Origin of the sequence: Arthrobacter koreensis, from assembly GCF_035792275.1 — a bacterium.
GTDB classification, from domain to species: Bacteria; Actinomycetota; Actinomycetes; order Actinomycetales; family Micrococcaceae; genus Arthrobacter_B; species Arthrobacter_B koreensis_A.
Genome location: NZ_JAMWKK010000026.1, coordinates 1 through 15,554 on the forward strand (window position 1 = coordinate 1; position 15,554 = coordinate 15,554).

The 15,554-nt window shown below is 66.7% G+C and carries 17 protein-coding genes; 12 read left to right on the top strand and 5 right to left on the bottom strand.

Translation table 11 applies throughout. The features are described from left to right. Nucleotides 1-179: 179 nt before the first annotated feature. The 3 genes from NGB94_RS16590 to NGB94_RS16600 form a co-directional block, all read right to left on the bottom strand. A complete protein-coding gene (locus tag NGB94_RS16590) occupies nucleotides 180-824 on the bottom strand; it encodes a TetR/AcrR family transcriptional regulator (RefSeq protein ID WP_325791819.1) in 645 nt (214 codons plus the stop codon). Between the two features lie 68 nt (nucleotides 825-892). Then, nucleotides 893-2,236: a phenylacetate--CoA ligase PaaK gene (gene paaK, locus NGB94_RS16595; RefSeq protein WP_325791820.1), complete on the bottom strand. Its 1,344-nt coding sequence runs from the start codon at nucleotides 2,234-2,236 to the stop codon at nucleotides 893-895. A gap of 93 nt (nucleotides 2,237-2,329) precedes the next feature. Further along, nucleotides 2,330-2,806 carry a hotdog fold thioesterase gene (locus tag NGB94_RS16600; RefSeq protein ID WP_325791821.1) on the bottom strand — a complete coding sequence of 159 codons (477 nt, stop codon included), beginning with the start codon at nucleotides 2,804-2,806 and terminating at the stop codon, nucleotides 2,330-2,332. Nucleotides 2,807-2,967: 161 nt separating this feature from the next. Here NGB94_RS16600 and NGB94_RS16605 point away from each other — a divergent pair, with 161 nt between their 5' ends. Next, entirely contained in the window at nucleotides 2,968-3,777 is an 810-nt protein-coding gene (locus tag NGB94_RS16605; protein ID WP_325791822.1) for a DedA family protein, read from the top strand. A gap of 106 nt (nucleotides 3,778-3,883) precedes the next feature. Here NGB94_RS16605 and NGB94_RS16610 read toward each other — a convergent pair whose 3' ends face one another. Both NGB94_RS16610 and NGB94_RS16615 read right to left on the bottom strand, forming a co-directional pair. Next, the gene (locus tag NGB94_RS16610; protein WP_325791823.1) at nucleotides 3,884-6,067 is read right to left on the bottom strand and encodes a S9 family peptidase; all 2,184 of its coding nucleotides are present in this window, start codon (nucleotides 6,065-6,067) and stop codon (nucleotides 3,884-3,886) included. Between the two features lie 92 nt (nucleotides 6,068-6,159). Continuing rightward, nucleotides 6,160-6,708, bottom strand: a complete 549-nt coding sequence (locus tag NGB94_RS16615; RefSeq protein ID WP_325791824.1) for a hypothetical protein — start codon at nucleotides 6,706-6,708, stop codon at nucleotides 6,160-6,162. A gap of 215 nt (nucleotides 6,709-6,923) precedes the next feature. Here NGB94_RS16615 and paaA point away from each other — a divergent pair, with 215 nt between their 5' ends. From paaA to NGB94_RS16670, 11 genes are all read left to right on the top strand, one after another. Continuing rightward, entirely contained in the window at nucleotides 6,924-7,907 is a 984-nt protein-coding gene (paaA, locus tag NGB94_RS16620; RefSeq protein ID WP_325791825.1) for a 1,2-phenylacetyl-CoA epoxidase subunit PaaA, read from the top strand. A gap of 2 nt (nucleotides 7,908-7,909) precedes the next feature. After that, the gene (gene paaB, locus NGB94_RS16625) at nucleotides 7,910-8,272 is read left to right on the top strand and encodes a 1,2-phenylacetyl-CoA epoxidase subunit PaaB (RefSeq protein WP_325791826.1); all 363 of its coding nucleotides are present in this window, start codon (nucleotides 7,910-7,912) and stop codon (nucleotides 8,270-8,272) included. Then, nucleotides 8,269-9,087: a 1,2-phenylacetyl-CoA epoxidase subunit PaaC gene (gene paaC / locus NGB94_RS16630; protein ID WP_325791827.1), complete on the top strand. Its 819-nt coding sequence runs from the start codon at nucleotides 8,269-8,271 to the stop codon at nucleotides 9,085-9,087. Before paaB ends, paaC begins: the two co-directional genes overlap by 4 nt. A 5-nt stretch (nucleotides 9,088-9,092) precedes the next feature. Then, nucleotides 9,093-9,638, top strand: coding sequence for a 1,2-phenylacetyl-CoA epoxidase subunit PaaD (paaD, locus tag NGB94_RS16635; protein WP_325791828.1), 546 nt, complete (start codon nucleotides 9,093-9,095; stop codon nucleotides 9,636-9,638). Between the two features lie 2 nt (nucleotides 9,639-9,640). Next, nucleotides 9,641-10,801, top strand: a complete 1,161-nt coding sequence (gene paaE, locus NGB94_RS16640; protein WP_325791829.1) for a 1,2-phenylacetyl-CoA epoxidase subunit PaaE — start codon at nucleotides 9,641-9,643, stop codon at nucleotides 10,799-10,801. Between the two features lie 35 nt (nucleotides 10,802-10,836). Beyond that, the gene (locus tag NGB94_RS16645) at nucleotides 10,837-11,604 is read left to right on the top strand and encodes an enoyl-CoA hydratase/isomerase family protein (protein ID WP_325791838.1); all 768 of its coding nucleotides are present in this window, start codon (nucleotides 10,837-10,839) and stop codon (nucleotides 11,602-11,604) included. A 183-nt stretch (nucleotides 11,605-11,787) separates the two neighbouring features. Then, entirely contained in the window at nucleotides 11,788-12,402 is a 615-nt protein-coding gene (locus NGB94_RS16650; RefSeq protein ID WP_325791831.1) for a hypothetical protein, read from the top strand. A gap of 54 nt (nucleotides 12,403-12,456) precedes the next feature. Further along, complete coding sequence (locus NGB94_RS16655) at nucleotides 12,457-13,098, top strand: copper resistance CopC family protein (protein ID WP_325791832.1); 642 nt, start codon at nucleotides 12,457-12,459, stop codon at nucleotides 13,096-13,098. Nucleotides 13,099-13,208: 110 nt separating this feature from the next. After that, entirely contained in the window at nucleotides 13,209-13,784 is a 576-nt protein-coding gene (locus tag NGB94_RS16660) for a copper chaperone PCu(A)C (RefSeq protein WP_325791833.1), read from the top strand. After that, complete coding sequence (locus tag NGB94_RS16665; protein WP_325791835.1) at nucleotides 13,784-15,025, top strand: Dyp-type peroxidase; 1,242 nt, start codon at nucleotides 13,784-13,786, stop codon at nucleotides 15,023-15,025. Before NGB94_RS16660 ends, NGB94_RS16665 begins: the two co-directional genes overlap by 1 nt. A gap of 93 nt (nucleotides 15,026-15,118) precedes the next feature. Further along, on the top strand, nucleotides 15,119-15,382 hold the full coding sequence (locus tag NGB94_RS16670) for a DUF6480 family protein (RefSeq protein WP_325791836.1): 264 nt from the start codon (nucleotides 15,119-15,121) through the stop codon (nucleotides 15,380-15,382). Nucleotides 15,383-15,554: the final 172 nt, after the last annotated feature.

Genomic DNA, 15,554 nt, shown 5'->3' on the forward strand with positions numbered 1-15,554 from the left:
AGCTCAACGGACGCCCACGTAAAACGCTCGACTGGGACAGCCCAGCCGAGCGTTTACGTGATCTACTTCTAAGCACCTAACAACCCAAGGTGTTGCAACCACCCCCAGAATCCGCCGCGTCTAACGGGCAGTTTCTGTCATCTCGGTGGGGAAGTAGGGGAAGGCGGCGAAGCGGGGGGTCAGGGCTTGCCGTGCAGGCCGTCGAACATCATGGAGATGATGTCATCGGCGAGCTTCTCCGCGCCGATCGGACCGCCCGGCTTGTACCATTCGACGATCGAGTTGATGGTGCCGAAGAGCAGCCGGGTGGTGGTCCGCGGATCGATGTCGCTGCGCAGCGATCCTTCGGAGCGGGCCGCGTCCACGAGCTGGGCCACGCGCCGGTCGAACTGGCGGCGCCGTTCCAGCGCATCACGCTCAATGTCGGTGTTGCCGCGCAGGCGCAGCAGCAGGGTGACGAACGGGAGCCGCTCGGTCAGGACATTGATTGTTCCGCGGAGCACGAATTCCAGGCGGGCGTCGGCCGGGCCGGTGGAAGCCCGCGGGTCGTCAAGGACACCTTCGAGTCCGCCGAGGGCGTTCTCCAGGGCCAGGCGCAGCAGGTCGCCCTTGGAAGGAACGTGGTGGTAGATGGCGGACTTGGTGATGCCCAGGTTCTCCGCCAGGATGCCCATCGACGTCGCTTCGTAGCCGTGGCGGTTAAAGACGTCGACGGCGATGTTCAGCACAGTCTGCTGGTCGTACCCCGGGCGCCCGCGGCGGGAACCGTTGCCGGCTGCGGTGGCGGAGGACGGGGAAGTCGCGGAACTCGAAGGACTAGGCATCTGGATATTTTCGCATGAACGTTCGGTTGGCCGGGACATCCCGGCCAACCGAGTGATCATATCGGCTGCTAGGCCGGCTTGTTCTCCTGCTTGCGCAGGTCGTAGATGCGGCGCAGCTTGCCGCTGGAGCGTGCCAGTGACCCGGGCTCCACCACATGGATGGCGCAGGAGGATCCGATGTGGATCTTGATCTGGGTCTTCAGCTCGGCAGCTGCCTTGGCGCACTCGTCGGCGGACGACTCGGCGCGGCGTTCGATCTTGACCGCGAGTTCGTCCATGCGGTCCGGGCGGGTGATCTCCAGCTGGAAGTGCGGGCTCAGCGCCGGAATGCGCAGTGCGATTTCCTCGATCTGGCTGGGGAAGAGGTTCACTCCGCGAAGGATGATCATGTCATCGTTGCGGCCGGTAATACGGCCCATGCGGCGCATGCCCGGACGTGCGGTGCCCGGCAGCAGGCGGGTCAGGTCGTGTGTGCGGTAGCGGATGATCGGCAGCGCTTCCTTGGTCAGCGAGGTGAAGACCAGTTCGCCGTGCTCGCCGTCGGCCAGGACCTTGGTGTCATCGAACGGATCGATGATCTCCGGACGGAAGTGGTCCTCCCAGATGTGGGCACCGTCCTTGGTCTCAACGCATTCACCGGCCACGCCCGGGCCCATGACCTCGGAGAGGCCGTAGATGTCGCAGGCGTCGATGTCCATCATCTGCTCGAGTTCGTGGCGCATTTCCTCGGTCCACGGCTCGGCGCCCAGAACGGCGTTCTTCAGCGAGGTGGAGCGCGGATCAATGCCGGCGCGCTTCATGGCATCGGCGATGGTGAGCAGGTAGGTGGGGGTGGCCAGGATGGTGTCCGGCTCGAAGTCCTGGATCAGCTGGATCTGGCGTTCGGTCTGGCCGCCGGACATCGGAATGACCGTGCAGCCGAGCTTCTCTGCGCCGAAGTGGGCACCCAGGCCGCCGGTGAACAGGCCGTAGCCGTAGGCGTTGTGGACCTTGTAGCTGGACTTCACCCCGGAGGCACGAAGTGAGCGGGCCACCAGGGTTCCCCAGCGGTCAAGATCGCCCTTGGTGTAGCCCACCACGGTGGGCCGGCCGGTGGTCCCGGAGGAAGCATGGATACGGGAAACCTGGTCCATCGGCACGGCGAACATGCCAAACGGGTAGCTCTGGCGCAGGTCTTCCTTGGTGGTGTACGGGAACTTGGCCAGGTCCGAGAGTTCCTTGAGGTCGTCCGGGTGGACACCGGCGTCGTCGAACTTCTTCGTGTAAAGCGGCACCCGGTCGTAGGCGTAGCGGACCGTCTCCTGGAGGCGGGTGAGCTGCAGGGCCTCGATCTGGTCCCGGCTCATGAGCTCCTCGGCGTCGAGGGTGGCGGGATCTGCTGCGGTGGCCTTGATGGCGGAGGCGGTATTCATTGCGGAGAACCTTCGGGGGAGAGGGGTAGGGCTTGATTGTGCAGTGTGCGGAAGGAAAACGAAAGAGCGGGATCCGGCAGTTTGCGGCCGAACCTAGGTCCTGCGGGCGGGATTGGGAATGGTGCGTGAGCGGCCCCTGAATTCAGCGACGACGCGGGTGGTGCCGTCCGGGGACTCGGCGGTGACTTCAATGTCGTAGACGCCGCTGCGGCCTGCCGCTGCACGGCGGCTGGCCTCTGCCCGGAGCTTATCGCCGGCCCGGGCTGAGGATATGAAGTTGATGTCGGCACCGGAGGCCACGGTAATGGTGTCCATGCCGGCCAGCGAGTCTGCGCCGGAAGGGTTGCAGGCCAGGGCGAAAGCGGTGTCCGCGAAGGCGAAAACCATGCCGCCGTGGGCGATGGAAAAACCGTTGAGCATCTCGGGGCGCAGGTCCATGGTGATGACGGCATAGCCGTCCGCGAGGTCCTGGACGGAAATGCCAAGCCATTCGGACGTCGCGTCATGTTCGAGGATGGGATGCGCCGGGCGCTTTTCGCGGACCTGGGCAGTAAGACCGGAGTCAGCCATGGGAACCCTCTCTTTTCTTTACCGAATGTTCATTAGGTAATCCTGTGAGCGTCATCACTGTCAAATTTGTGAGCGGCCGCCGCCATGTGTGACGCGGTTCCAGGGGTGTAATAACCTCGTGCTCCCAGCCAGCGCAAAGGCCCATGGTCTAACCTGTGGGAGTGATCGCCGCCACAGCAGCGCCAGGTGCCCTGCAGCCCAAGTCCTCTCTCTTGCCGGAATGGCTGGATCCCCAGGTTTTCCTTTCCGACCCCGCAATCGGTCCGTGGGTAGTGCTGCTGATCTGCGGAATCGTCTTCGTGGAGACCGGACTGCTCATCGGTTTTTTCCTTCCGGGAGACTCCCTTCTTTTCACTGCCGGACTGCTGGTGGCCACCGGCGCAGTCCAGATCAACATCTGGGTGCTGATCCTGCTGATCGCACTCTGCGCCTTCGCCGGTGACCAGCTGGGCTATTACATTGGCCGCAAAGCGGGGCCGGTGGTCTTCAACAGACCGGAGTCACGGTTCTTCCATCAGGAGAACGTCGACCGGGCCGAGGCCTTCTTTGCCCGGCACGGAGGAAAGGCGGTGGTGCTGGCCCGCTTCATTCCGGTAATCCGTACCTTCACGCCGGTCGTGGCCGGGGTGGGCCGGATGCATTACGCCACCTTCATTGCGTACAACGCCATCGGCGGTGCGCTCTGGGCGCTGAGCGTGACGCTGCTGGGCTACGTGCTGGGGGACCGCGTCCCGTTCGTGCGGGACAACCTGGACCTTATTTTCCTGGGCGTGATTGGCCTGACGCTGGTTTTTGTGGTGCTGGGGCTCTTCCGTCCCGGGCGGCGGCAGCAGCGGGCGGCAGAGTCCGACGCGGGGCCAGAGGCGAAGAAGGACGGCGCGCGGAAGCCGGCCCCGGGCTCCGGGAAGACGCAGCCGCGCCCGCTGCCCCGCCCCCGCCCGGGCGCTCAGGAAGCCGGCGGCGTCGACTGACGTTCCCCGGACTGGTCCCGGCAGCGGCTGGAACGGTTTTCTGAACGGCGGAAGCCGGGCACCCTGGGCGGGTACCCGGCTTCCGCCGTCGTTGCTTTCGGGTTGCCTACCGGGCCGCAGCGGCCGGTGAGCTGACGCCGGGCAGCAGGTCCCTGGCGTCCAGCGCCGAGAGCACAAAGGCGTAATCCCAGGCGCGGTCTTTCCAGGCCTCGTAGCGTCCGGAGGCGCCGCCGTGTCCGCCGTCCATTTCGATCTTCAGGACCACAGGCTCGGAACCGGTGGTCGTTTCACGCAGCTTGGCCACCCACTTGGCCGGCTCCACATACAGCACCCGGGTGTCGTTGAAGCTGGTGACGGCCGCGATACGCGGGTAGTCGACGGCGCGCACGTTCTCATACGGGCTGTACTCGCTCATGTAGCGGTACACCTCGGGATCGGTGATGGGGTTGCCCCATTCCTCCCACTCCAGGGCGGACAGCGGCAGGTTCGGATCCAGGATGGTGGTCAGCGCGTCGACGAACGGGACCTGCGCCACGATGGCCCGGTACTTCTCCGGAGCCAGGTTCGCGACGGCGCCCATCAGCAGTCCGCCGGCGGAGCCGCCCATGGCCGCAATCCGCGCCGGATCGACCCAGCCGGAGGCCGCCATGTGGTCAGTCGCGGCCACGAAGTCGGTGAAGGTGTTCTTCTTGTTCAGCTTCTTGCCTTGGTCGTACCAGGCCCGTCCCATTTCGCCGCCGCCTCGGATGTGTGCCACCACAAAGATGACGCCGCGGTCCAGCAGGGAGAGCCGGGCGATGTTGAATGCCGGGTCCATGGAGATTTCGTAGCTGCCGTACGCGTAGACCAGGGCCGGGTTGGACCCGTCGCGGGCCACTTCGGCCCGGCGCAGTACCGAGAGCGGGATCCGGGTGCCGTCCGCCGCCGTCGCCCAGTCGCGCTCAGCGACGTACTGCGCGGCATCGTAACCGCCGCGCACCGGGGTTTCCCGGCGCAGCTGAAGCTCGCCGGTGGCCAGCACGTAGTCGTAGACCCGCGGCGGCGTCAGGTAGGACGTGTAGCTCAGCCGGATAATCGGTGAATCGTATTCAGCGTTGGTCAGGCCGGCGGTGTAGAGCTCCTCGTCGAAGGCCGGCTCGGCGGGCGACGCCTGCTCCGGGGTGCCGATCCCGGCCAGCGGCAGGATCTGCACGCGCTCGGTGGTGTCCTTGCGGACCGAAACCAGGATGTGCGTGGAGGTGACGGATACGCCGTTGACCCGCACGGCGTCGTCGTGCGCCACCACGGTCTGCCAGTGCTGCTCGGCCAGCGGCTTGGCGAATTCGCCTTCCGCGACCAGGGAAACCATGGAATTCAGGGCGTCCTTGTTGTGCGTGATGAGGTACTGGCGCTCACCGCCGCGGGTGAACGGCTCGGCTTCGTAGAGGATCCGCTCGCTGCGCGGAATCAGGGTCCGCACGGTGTCCGAGGCGTCGTCGAAATCCATCACCCGGTACTCGCTGTACTCGGAGCAGCTGATGCCGATCAGCAGCTGCTTCCGGTCGGCTGAGAGGTCGAAGCCCGTCCACATGGCGACGTCGTCCTCCTGGTAAATCACGGTGTCCTCGCTGACATCCGTGCCCAGGGTGTGTGCCTTGATCTGGTACGGGCGCCAGGAATCGTCGACGACGGTGTAGAAGACGCGGGTGCCGTCCGGGGAGAAGGCGAGGGAGTAGAAGACGTTGGATACGACGTCGGGCAGCAGTTCCCCGGTGCGCAGGTCCTTGATCCGCAGGGTGAAGCGCTCATCCCCGGCGTTGTCCTCGCAGTAGGCCAGCAGGTTGCCGTCCTCGGTTACGGCCAGGCCGCCCAGGGCGAAGAACGGCTTGCCCTCAGCTTCTGCATTGCCGTCGATCAGGATCTGCTCGCCGGGAACGGGAACGCCGGGTTCGACGACGGGAGGTGTCCAGTCCGCGTGCAGGTCGCCGGTGTCCTGGGCGGCAGTGCGGCAGTGGATCGCGTACTGCTGCCCTTCCTCGGTGCGGGTGTAGTACCACCAGCCGCGCTTGCGGGCCGGAACGGACAGGTCGGTTTCAACGGTGCGGGCCTTGATCTCGTCGAAGATCTGCTGGCGCAGCGGCTCCTGGTCCGCAGTGACGGCCTCGGTATAGGCGTTCTCCGCGTTGAGGTGCTCCACTACCTCCGGGTTTTCCTTCTCCCGCAGCCACTCGTAGTCATCGGTGAACGTCTCACCGTGGTGGGTGCGTTCGACGGGGACTTTTTTCGCGGCCGGGGGAGTGGGTGTAGTCATGAACCCGAATATATCGAGCCGGCCAGCGGGCCGCGACGGGCAGCGCCGCCTTTATGCTTGCGGCGGAGCGCGGAGCCCGGGACAGGCGCGAGCTAGCGTCCCAGCAGGATCCAGGCGCTGAACATCCCCGCCGCGGCGAAGAACACCCAGTTGGCCAGCACCAGCACCAGGGTGTGGGTAAAGGGCCGGCGGACTGAACCAGTCACCCGCACCGGCTCGTCAGCGGCTGGGCCGCGGCGGAACTGGGACCAGAGCGAGGTGGCCAGCAGCAGGCCGCCGCCGGCAGCGGCCACGGGGAACGCCGGCAGGGTAATGATGACGGTGCCGCCCACGGTCCAGTACAAGACAAAGTGCAGCACTACGACGACGCCGAGCAGCGCCAGCGGCCGGCCCGCGCCGCCGTCCAGCAGCACCGGCAGGAAGCGCGGAGCAGTTCCGGCTCCAAGCAGGAGCGTGAGCACCACGGCCGCTCCGGTCACGGTGATGCCCAGGACCCCGCCGGTGGATGCCACGGCGGCAGCAACGGCGCAGAAGCCCAGCAGCCCCAGCAGGATGGGCACCAGCAGGTGTGCCGTCAGTCCGGGTGCGGCGGTTCCAGCCCAGCCCTGCCGTGTCCGGGTGCTCGAACGGCTGCCTGCCATGCCCTGTTTCCTCCCTGCGTGGACTCCTGGATCAAAGGTATCCGCTGGTGAGGCCTGCAGCCGCCACCGGCCCGGCGCAACGCAGCCGCAAAAAGGGGTTCCGCCTTGACGTGCGATCGCTCACACGCATATCCTGAACGAACGGTCGGTAATTATTGGCCGAACGACTTCCGCGGAGCTGTCCGCGGCCCGTGGAAAACAGTGAGGTGACATCTATGGCTACGCAGACAGAGTTGTACGCAGTCCCGGCCCAGCAGGATGATGACGCAGCCGGACAGGCAGCATTCGACGCGGTCATCGCCGACGATTCGCGGATCGAACCGCGCGACTGGATGCCGGAAGGCTACCGGAAGACCCTGGTCCGCCAGGTCTCCCAGCACGCGCACTCCGAGATCATCGGCATGCAGCCGGAAGCCAACTGGATCACCCGCGCACCCTCACTGAAGCGCAAGGCCATCCTCCTGGCCAAGGTCCAGGACGAAGCCGGCCACGGCCTCTACCTCTACTCCGCAGCCGAGACCCTCGGCACCCCGCGCGAGAAGATGACCGAAGACCTGATCGCAGGCAAGGCCCGCTATTCCAGCATCTTCAACTACCCGACCCGCAGCTGGGCCGACATGGGTGCGATCGGCTGGCTTGTTGACGGCGCCGCCATCTGCAACCAGGTTCCGCTGTGCCGCGCCTCCTACGGACCGTACGGCCGTGCCATGGTGCGGATCTGCAAGGAAGAATCCTTCCACCAGCGCCAGGGCTTCGAGATCCTGCTGGAGCTCGCCAACGGCACCGAAGCGCAGAAGCAGATGGCGCAGGACGCCATCAACCGCTGGTACGCACCGGCCCTGATGATGTTCGGCCCGCCGGATGACAATTCCCCCAACTCCCGCCAGTCCATGGCGTGGAACATCAAGCGCTTCTCCAATGACGAACTGCGCCAGCGCTTCGTCGGCATGATCTACGAGCAGGTCAAGGTCCTTGGCCTGACCCTCCCCGATGACCAGATCCGGTTCAACGAAGAAACCGGCAAATGGGAGCACGGACCGCTGGACTGGAACGAGTTCAAGGAAGTCCTCGCCGGACGCGGCCCGTGCAACTCGCAGCGGCTGGCCCGCCGCCGCGAAGCACACGAGAACGGCGCCTGGGTGCGCGAAGCAGCAGCCGCCTACGCGGCAAAGCAGGCACGAAAGACAGAGGTGGCATAAGCATGGTTTCCGGTTCGACAACGGGCGACGACGGCACCAAGACGGCGGCGACGTCCGGCTCGGTAGCTCCTGACACGGGCGTCAACGCGGCCTGGCCGCTCTGGGAAGTATTCGTCCGTTCCTCCCGCGGCCTGTCCCACGTCCACGCCGGTTCGCTGCACGCCCCCGACGCCGACATGGCAGTGCGCAACGCACGCGACCTTTACACCCGGCGCAACGAAGGCGTTTCGCTTTGGGTGGTTCCGGCCGAGGCGATCATCTCTTCCGATCCCGATGCCAAGGGCCAGTTCTTCGAGTCCCCGCAGGGCAAGGACTACCGGCACGCCACGTACTACCGCAAGTCTGAAGGGGTGAAGCACCTGTGAACACGGACAGCGCCACCCGGATCACCCCGGGCAACGCCCTCCGCCCGGAGGACATCGCGGCCTCCGATGCCAAGGCCCCCGAAGCGGTCGCAGAGTACGCGCTGCGCCTGGGCGACGACGCCCTGATCCTGGCCCAGCGCCTGGGCTGGTGGGTTGCCCGCGCTCCGGAGCTGGAAGAGGACATTGCCCTCTCCAACATCGCCCTTGACCTGCTCGGCCACGCCCGGTCCTTCCTTACCTACGCCGGCACTGCCTGGGACAAGACTGAGGATGACCTGGCGTACTGGCGCGGCGAAGAGGAATACCGCTCCGCCCATATTGTTGAGCAGGAAAACGGCGACTTCGCCAAGACGATCGCCCGCCAGCTGGTGGTCTCCTTCTTCCAGTACGAGCTGTACACCGCCATGCTCTCCTCCAAGGACGAGACGCTGGCAGCCATCGCGGCCAAGGCCGTCAAGGAAGTCGACTACCACCGCGACCACAGCGCCCAGTGGGTGCTGCGCCTGGGTCAGGGCACCGAGGAATCACGCACCCGCATGATCCGCGCCCTGGAACTGACCTGGCCGTACGTCGGTGAGCTCTTCGAGGACGATGACCTGGTCCGCTCCCTCGACGGCATCGCCGTCCTGCCCTCCACCCTGCGCGCAGCCTTTGATGAAAAGGTGGGCGCCGTGCTGGCTGAAGCCGAGCTCGAAGCCCCCGAGGTGCAGCCCGCACCCGGCGGCGGACGCCGCGGCGAGCACAGCGAGTACCTCGGCTACATCCTGGCTGAGCTCCAGGTCCTGGCCCGCCAGCACCCCGGCGCAACCTGGTAACAGCGATGAACGAGACTGAGGCAGCACCCGCCGCCGATGCCGCAGCCAGCACGCAGCTGCGTCCCACGGATCCCGCAGCCGCTGCGGCGTGGGACGTCGCCGCGACGGTCTGCGACCCGGAAATTCCGGTCCTCACCATTGAGGACCTGGGCGTACTGCGGGCTGTGGAGGTTCAGCCGGACAATTCGGTGCGGGTGGCCATCACCCCTACCTACTCCGGCTGCCCCGCCATGGACGCCATCCGTGACGACGTCACCGCCGCGCTCGTTGCTGCCGGCTACGGCCCGGTCCGCGTGGACCTGGTCCTGGCCCCGGCCTGGACCACGGACTGGATGAGCGAATCCGGCAAGACCAAGCTCAACGCGTACGGCATTGCCCCGCCCACCGGCCGGGCAGCGGCCGGACCGGTCCGGCTTGGCCTGAGCGTCAAGTGCCCCCAGTGCTCCTCACTCAATACGCGTGAAATGACACGCTTTGGCTCTACTTCCTGCAAGGCGCTGTACGTGTGCCGCGACTGCCAGGAACCCTTCGACTACTTCAAGGTGCTCTAACCATGACAACCTCCACCACCGAGGCAGGCGCAGCTCCCGCCTCGCGCCGCACCGCCTTCCACCCGCTGACGGTCAGTGCTGTCCGCCGGCTCACCGAAGACGCCATCGAAGTCACCTTCGCGGTCCCCGAAGAGCTGGCCGGTTCCTTCGATTACCTGCCCGGCCAGTACGTTGCCCTGCGCACCACCCTGGACGGCGCTGAAATCCGCCGCAGCTACTCCATCTGCGCCGAGCCCAGGCCCGGCGAGATCCGGGTTGCCATCAAGCGTGACCTCGGCGGCCGGTTCTCCACCTGGGCCAATGAAAACCTGAAGGCAGGCGACGTCCTGGACGTCATGAGCCCCACGGGCGGCTTCATCTCCAAGCACCCCATGACGGCGCTGAACCACCCCGAGGACATCGACGTCAACGACGAGAACGTGTTCGTCGCCGTCGCCGCCGGATCCGGCATCACCCCGGTGATCTCGATTGCCCGCACCGTGCTGGCAGCCTCCGAGAACGTCCGCTTCGACCTGGTCTACGCCAACAAAGCCGCCATGGATGTCATGTTCCTCGAGGAACTGGCAGACCTGAAGGACAAGTACCCGGCCCGGTTCGCCCTGCACCACGTGCTGTCCCGCGAACAGCGCATCTCCCCGCTGCTCTCCGGCCGGATCGACGCGGAAAAGCTCTCCGCCCTCATCGAATCCGTGCTGCCCACCCGCGACGTGGACGAATGGTTCCTCTGCGGCCCGTTCGAACTGGTGCAGCTGTGCCGCGACACCCTGGCCGAGCGCGGCGTCGACTCGGAAAAGGTCCGCTTCGAACTGTTCACCACCGGCCAGCCCGGCAAGCCGGAAGGCCAGATTGGCCGTCCGATCCAGGTTGACCCCTCGGCAGACAACTTTGAAATCAGCTTCCGGCTGGACGGGCTGCAGGGCAAAGTTGCCAGCCCCACCCACGCCCGCGAATCGATCCTGAACGCTGCCCTGCGCGTGCGTCCGGACGTTCCCTTCGCCTGCGCCGGCGGCGTCTGCGGCACCTGCCGTGCCAAGGTTGTCTCCGGCACCGTGGAAATGGAAGAAAACTACGCCCTGGAACCGGATGAAATCGAAAAGGGCTACATCCTGACCTGCCAGAGCCGCCCCACCAGTCCCGAAGTCACCGTCGACTACGACGCCTAGGAGCGAAGCCACCGATGAGCGAGCAGAACCAGTCCATGGTCGAACTGACTATTCAGGACGGGGTGGCCGAGGTTGTCCTCAATGCCCCGCAGAAACTGAACTCCCTGGACGAGCAGGCCCTGGCGGACCTGTCCAAGGCCTACGACGACGCCGCTGCCGCCGGTGTCCGCGCGCTGCTGCTGCGCGGGGAAGGCCGGGCTTTCTGCGCCGGACGCGACATCTCCGGCGTCGTACCGGCCGAGGACGACGCCTACGCGTACCTGGGCGACCTGGTCACCCCGCTGCTGAAGAAGATGGCAGCCTTCCCGGCACCCACCTTCGCCGCTGCGCAGGGCGCCTGCCTCGGCGTCGGGCTGGGCCTGCTGGTCGCCACAGACGTGGTGTACGTGGCGGACAACGCCAAGATCGGTTCCCCGTTCGCGAACCTGGGCGCAACCCTGGATTCGGGCGGGCACTGGCTGTTCACCGAGCGCCTGGGCGCGCACCGCACGCTGGACCTGATTTACACAGCGGACCTGATGAGCGGCACGGAAGCAGTGGCGGCCGGCCTGTTCAGCCGGGTGTTCCCGGCCGATGAGCTGCTTGAATCCACCCGTGCCACGGTTGCCCGCGTGGCGTCCGGTGCCACCGGTGCCTTCCGTGCCTCCAAGGAACTTGTGGCGCAGATCCGCGATGCCCGCCTGGGCCTCTGGGACTCGGTCGAAGACGAGAACAAGGCCCAGGGCGTGCTCTGCGGAACCGAGGACTACGCCGAAGGCTTCGCTGCGTTCAAGGAAAAGCGCAAGCCCGAGTTCAAGGGCTAGCTTCTCCGCTGCACCCCTTACCCCGCCGAAAGGCCAGTTACGGCTCTTTTCGCGCCTCATAAGAGCCGTAAGTGGCCTCTCGGCGGGAATGGGGGCGCCCGTATTCGACACGGCGTCGAAACTTCGGGAGAATTACAGGGCCGGATGCGACCCCGCCCGGCACACGGTGCCTGAGGAGGACCGATGACAGCGCGTGCCGCACGCTTGGTGCGCGGCTGGGCCGGAGCGTTCGCGGCCACGGCCGTAGCTGCTGCGTCGCACGTGCTGGGCGGCGGAGCAGCTCCCCAGCCTGCCCTGGTGCTGTTCTGCCTGGCTGTCTCCGGCATGGTCAGCTGCCTGCTGGCCGGACGCGGGCTTTCCCTTCCCCGGCTTAGCACCGCCGTGGTGTTCAGCCAGGGCCTGTTCCACCTCATTTTCAGCTTCGGTTCGGCCCCGGCCGCCGTCGGTGCCCACTCCGGCCACGCCCACCAGGCAGGCACTTCCCTCGCTGATGCCGGCACCGCTGCGGCAGCGGCCTCAGCGGCTGCTCCTGCACACGGTCTGATGATGTGGCTCAGCCACGCGCTGGCCGCCGCTGCCACGGTGTGGATCATGGCCCACGGCGAGCGGGCCCTGGTGCGCCTCATTGAGGCCCTTGGTGTCCGTCCCGGCGCGCTGCTGCCGCTCTTCCGGCCCGCCCACCTGCCCCGCTCCACCGCTGCGGTCCTGGCGGTTCGTCCGCTCGGACTGCGCAGCCTTGGCATTCCGCTCCTGACGCTCCGGCACCGGGGCCCACCTGCTGTATTCGTGTCCGCCTAGGCGCATCCGCGCACCCACACGAATCCCAGTTCCGCTCCGGAACGGAAAGCAGCCATGCCCACCACTTTTTACCGCCAGGCCCGCACGCGCGCCTCGCTTCTCGCCGCAGTTCTCCTCGCCGCCTTCGCTGCGGTTCTTTTCCTCGCAGCGCCGGCACACGCGCACGACGAGCTCGTGTCCTCCAACCCGGCGGACGGTGCCGTCCTTGACGCCGCTCCTTCCGAAATCGAACTGGTCTTCAGCTCCGAGCTCATGGACCTGGGCAACCAGGTCATCGTTGAAGATGCTGCCGGGAACAACGTCGCGGCCTCCGAGCCGGTACTGACCCGGGAAACCCTGGTCCAGGCCGTTCCCGCACTCGACGCGGGGGACTACAAGGTCAACTGGCGTGCAGTCTCCGGCGACGGACACCCGATCACGGGAACCTTCAGCTTCACGGTGAACGCTGCAGGCGGCGCACAGGAAACTGCCGCTCCCGCGGCCACCGGCTCCGCCACCCCGGAGGCTACTGCCTCCGCCAGCCCGTCAGCCAGCGAACCCGCTCCGAGCGCGGAAGCTGAACCGGCAGCCGAAGAATCCGGCACCGCATCCCACCTGCCGTGGGCCCTTGCCGGTGCCGGAGTCGGCGCGGCGGCAGCCCTCGCCGCCTGGGCTATCACCGTCCAGGTGAAGAAGCGCCGCGGCACCAGCGCCTAACCAATCCGCCGCCTGCGCGGCAGTCATTCCCGCGGCCTGCTCCTGCACCGCCGCCCCTTACCCTTGCCCGCGCCCTGAGCGCGGAACACACCTTTGGAGTACCAAAAAACATGAAGAAGTTCACCCTCGCCGCAGCCGTCCTCGCCGTCTCTGCTGCCGCCCTCACCGGCTGCGGTTCCTCGACCCCCGCCGCCGACAACTCCCCGGCCGCAGAGGATGCAGCATCCCTGTCCATGTCCGGAGCCTGGGCCAAGGCTGCTGAGGCCGGCGGGATGACCGGAGCGTTCGGCACGCTTGAAAACGACGGCGACGAGGACCTCACCGTCGTTTCCGCCAGCTCCTCCGCGGCATCCACCGTGGAGCTGCATGAGGTGGCAATGGACGACGACGGCGCCATGGTGATGCGCCAAATCGAAGGCGGGTTCGTGGTCCCCGCCGGCAGCGGCTACCTTCTGGAGCCCGGAGCCAGCCACCTGATGCTGATGGGCCTGACGGACGGGCTGCTGGCCGGAGACACCGTGACCATCACCCTGGAACTGGCTGACGGTTCCACCCTTGACGTCGACGCCGTAGCCAAGGACTACGCCGGAGCCAACGAAAGCTACGGCGCCGAAGAAGGCCACGGCGGCGAACGCAACGGCGCTGAAACCCACGGCGCTGAATCCCACGGCGCTGCGGATCACTGATGAGCGCCGAGACCGCACCCCGCGGCGTTGCCCGGCGCCGTCTGCTGTTCGGCGGTGCAGCCGCCGGTCTGGGAGCCGTCGCGGCTGCCGGCGGGCACCTGGTGGGCAGCCTCGGTACGGCACCGGAGCTGGAACGCACCGGACTGGACGGGGCCGGCAGCAACGGCCGGGAAACCGTTCCGTTCTACGGGCGGCACCAGGCCGGCATCGCCACGCCTCCCGGTGCGTACGCGGCCTTCGTTGCCCTGGACCTGCGTACAGGGATCGGCCGGGACCGGATCCGGTCCTGGCTGCAGATGCTCAGCGACGACGCCGCTGCCCTCACCCAGGGGGAACCGGCGCTGGCGGATTCCGAGCCGGAACTGGCCCGGAACCCGGCACGGCTGACGGTGACCCTCGGGTTCGGGCCCGGCCTGGTGGCGGCCGCGGCGCCGCACCTGGCGCCCGCCTGGCTGGGGCCGCTCCCGGCCTTCGGCATTGATGCACTCGAAGAGCGGTGGAGCGGTGGAGACCTTCTGCTCCAGCTGTGCGCCGATGACCCGCTGACCCTCGCCCACGCCCAGCGGATGCTGCTCAAGGACAGCCGGGCGTTCGCCGTCGTGCGCTGGATCCAGTCCGGATTCCGCCATGCCTACGGCAGCGAACCCGCCGGGACCACCATGCGCAATCTCTTTGGGCAGGTGGACGGATCCGCGAACGCCCTTCCTGGAACTCCGGAGTTCGAGCGGGTTGTCTGGGGGGACTCCGAGATTCCCGCCTGGCTGGACGGCGGCACCTCGATGGTCATCCGCCGCATCGCCATGAACCTGGACACCTGGGATGAGCTGGACCGGCGGGGCCGGGAAGAAGCCGTGGGCCGCCGGCTCGCCAACGGTGCTCCGCTGACCGGTGAGAATGAGCACGACGAACCGGATTTCGACGCCGTCACCGGGCTGGGCTTCACCGTCATCCCGGAGTACGCGCACATGCGCCGGGCACGGCCGGAGAACCCGCGGCAGCGCATCTACCGCCGCGGGTACAACTACGACGCCGTTCCCGAGCCGGGCGGTCCGGTTTCCAACGCGGGGCAGATCTTCGTGGCTTTCCAGGCGGACGTCACGGCCCAGTTCGTGCCGATCCAGCAGCGGCTGGACAAACTGGACCTGCTCAATGAGTGGACGACGCCGGTCGGCTCGGCAGTCTTTGCCGTGCCGCCGGGTGCGCGGGAGGGCGGATTCGTGGGGGAGGAGCTCTTCGGCTAGGGATTGCCCGCGCCTCGATGGTCCCGCTAGGTTGGAAACATCAGCATGCTGACTAATGTTTCCTCCCTTGCGGGACATCACCGAAAGGCCACGATGACGCAGAGCTATGATCCGAATAATGATTCAGCCAATCCGGACAAGCCCAAGGAAGCTGACCATGCCGCAGCCCAGAAGGGTCCGGACACAGCCGAAGGCACCGGAAACCGTGCCGGCAGCGGTGAGAAGGGCCGCCGGGTGAACCCCGATCCGGCCGAAGGCAACATCACCGGCCTGGAGCCCGGCGGCGGAGTTCCGCCGGGGGAAACCCCTCCGGCTGAGGATCAGATGAGCATGGACCAGGGGCACGACGAGAACTGACCCCCGGCCCCTCATAAACCGAGATAGCAGAAACTGCCCGTTTGGAGCGGCGGATTCTGGGGGTGGTTGCAACACCTTGGGTTGTTAGGTGCTTAGAAGTAGATCACGTAAACGCTCGGCTGGGCTGTCCCAGTCGAGCGTTTTACGTGGGCGTCCGTTGAGCTTCTGGGCC

Coding starts and splice junctions, on each gene's coding strand:
- paaB (WP_325791826.1), top strand. CDS start 7,910: ATGGTTTCCGGTTCGACAACGGGCGACGACGGCACCAAGACGGCGGCG.
- NGB94_RS16660 (WP_325791833.1), top strand. CDS start 13,209: ATGAAGAAGTTCACCCTCGCCGCAGCCGTCCTCGCCGTCTCTGCTGCC.
- paaD (WP_325791828.1), top strand. CDS start 9,093: ATGAACGAGACTGAGGCAGCACCCGCCGCCGATGCCGCAGCCAGCACG.
- NGB94_RS16590 (WP_325791819.1), bottom strand. CDS start 824: ATGCCTAGTCCTTCGAGTTCCGCGACTTCCCCGTCCTCCGCCACCGCA.
- NGB94_RS16600 (WP_325791821.1), bottom strand. CDS start 2,806: ATGGCTGACTCCGGTCTTACTGCCCAGGTCCGCGAAAAGCGCCCGGCG.
- paaA (WP_325791825.1), top strand. CDS start 6,924: ATGGCTACGCAGACAGAGTTGTACGCAGTCCCGGCCCAGCAGGATGAT.
- NGB94_RS16650 (WP_325791831.1), top strand. CDS start 11,788: ATGACAGCGCGTGCCGCACGCTTGGTGCGCGGCTGGGCCGGAGCGTTC.
- NGB94_RS16665 (WP_325791835.1), top strand. CDS start 13,784: ATGAGCGCCGAGACCGCACCCCGCGGCGTTGCCCGGCGCCGTCTGCTG.
- NGB94_RS16645 (WP_325791838.1), top strand. CDS start 10,837: ATGGTCGAACTGACTATTCAGGACGGGGTGGCCGAGGTTGTCCTCAAT.
- NGB94_RS16615 (WP_325791824.1), bottom strand. CDS start 6,708: ATGGCAGGCAGCCGTTCGAGCACCCGGACACGGCAGGGCTGGGCTGGA.
- paaK (WP_325791820.1), bottom strand. CDS start 2,236: ATGAATACCGCCTCCGCCATCAAGGCCACCGCAGCAGATCCCGCCACC.
- NGB94_RS16670 (WP_325791836.1), top strand. CDS start 15,119: ATGACGCAGAGCTATGATCCGAATAATGATTCAGCCAATCCGGACAAG.
- NGB94_RS16610 (WP_325791823.1), bottom strand. CDS start 6,067: ATGACTACACCCACTCCCCCGGCCGCGAAAAAAGTCCCCGTCGAACGC.
- paaE (WP_325791829.1), top strand. CDS start 9,641: ATGACAACCTCCACCACCGAGGCAGGCGCAGCTCCCGCCTCGCGCCGC.
- NGB94_RS16655 (WP_325791832.1), top strand. CDS start 12,457: ATGCCCACCACTTTTTACCGCCAGGCCCGCACGCGCGCCTCGCTTCTC.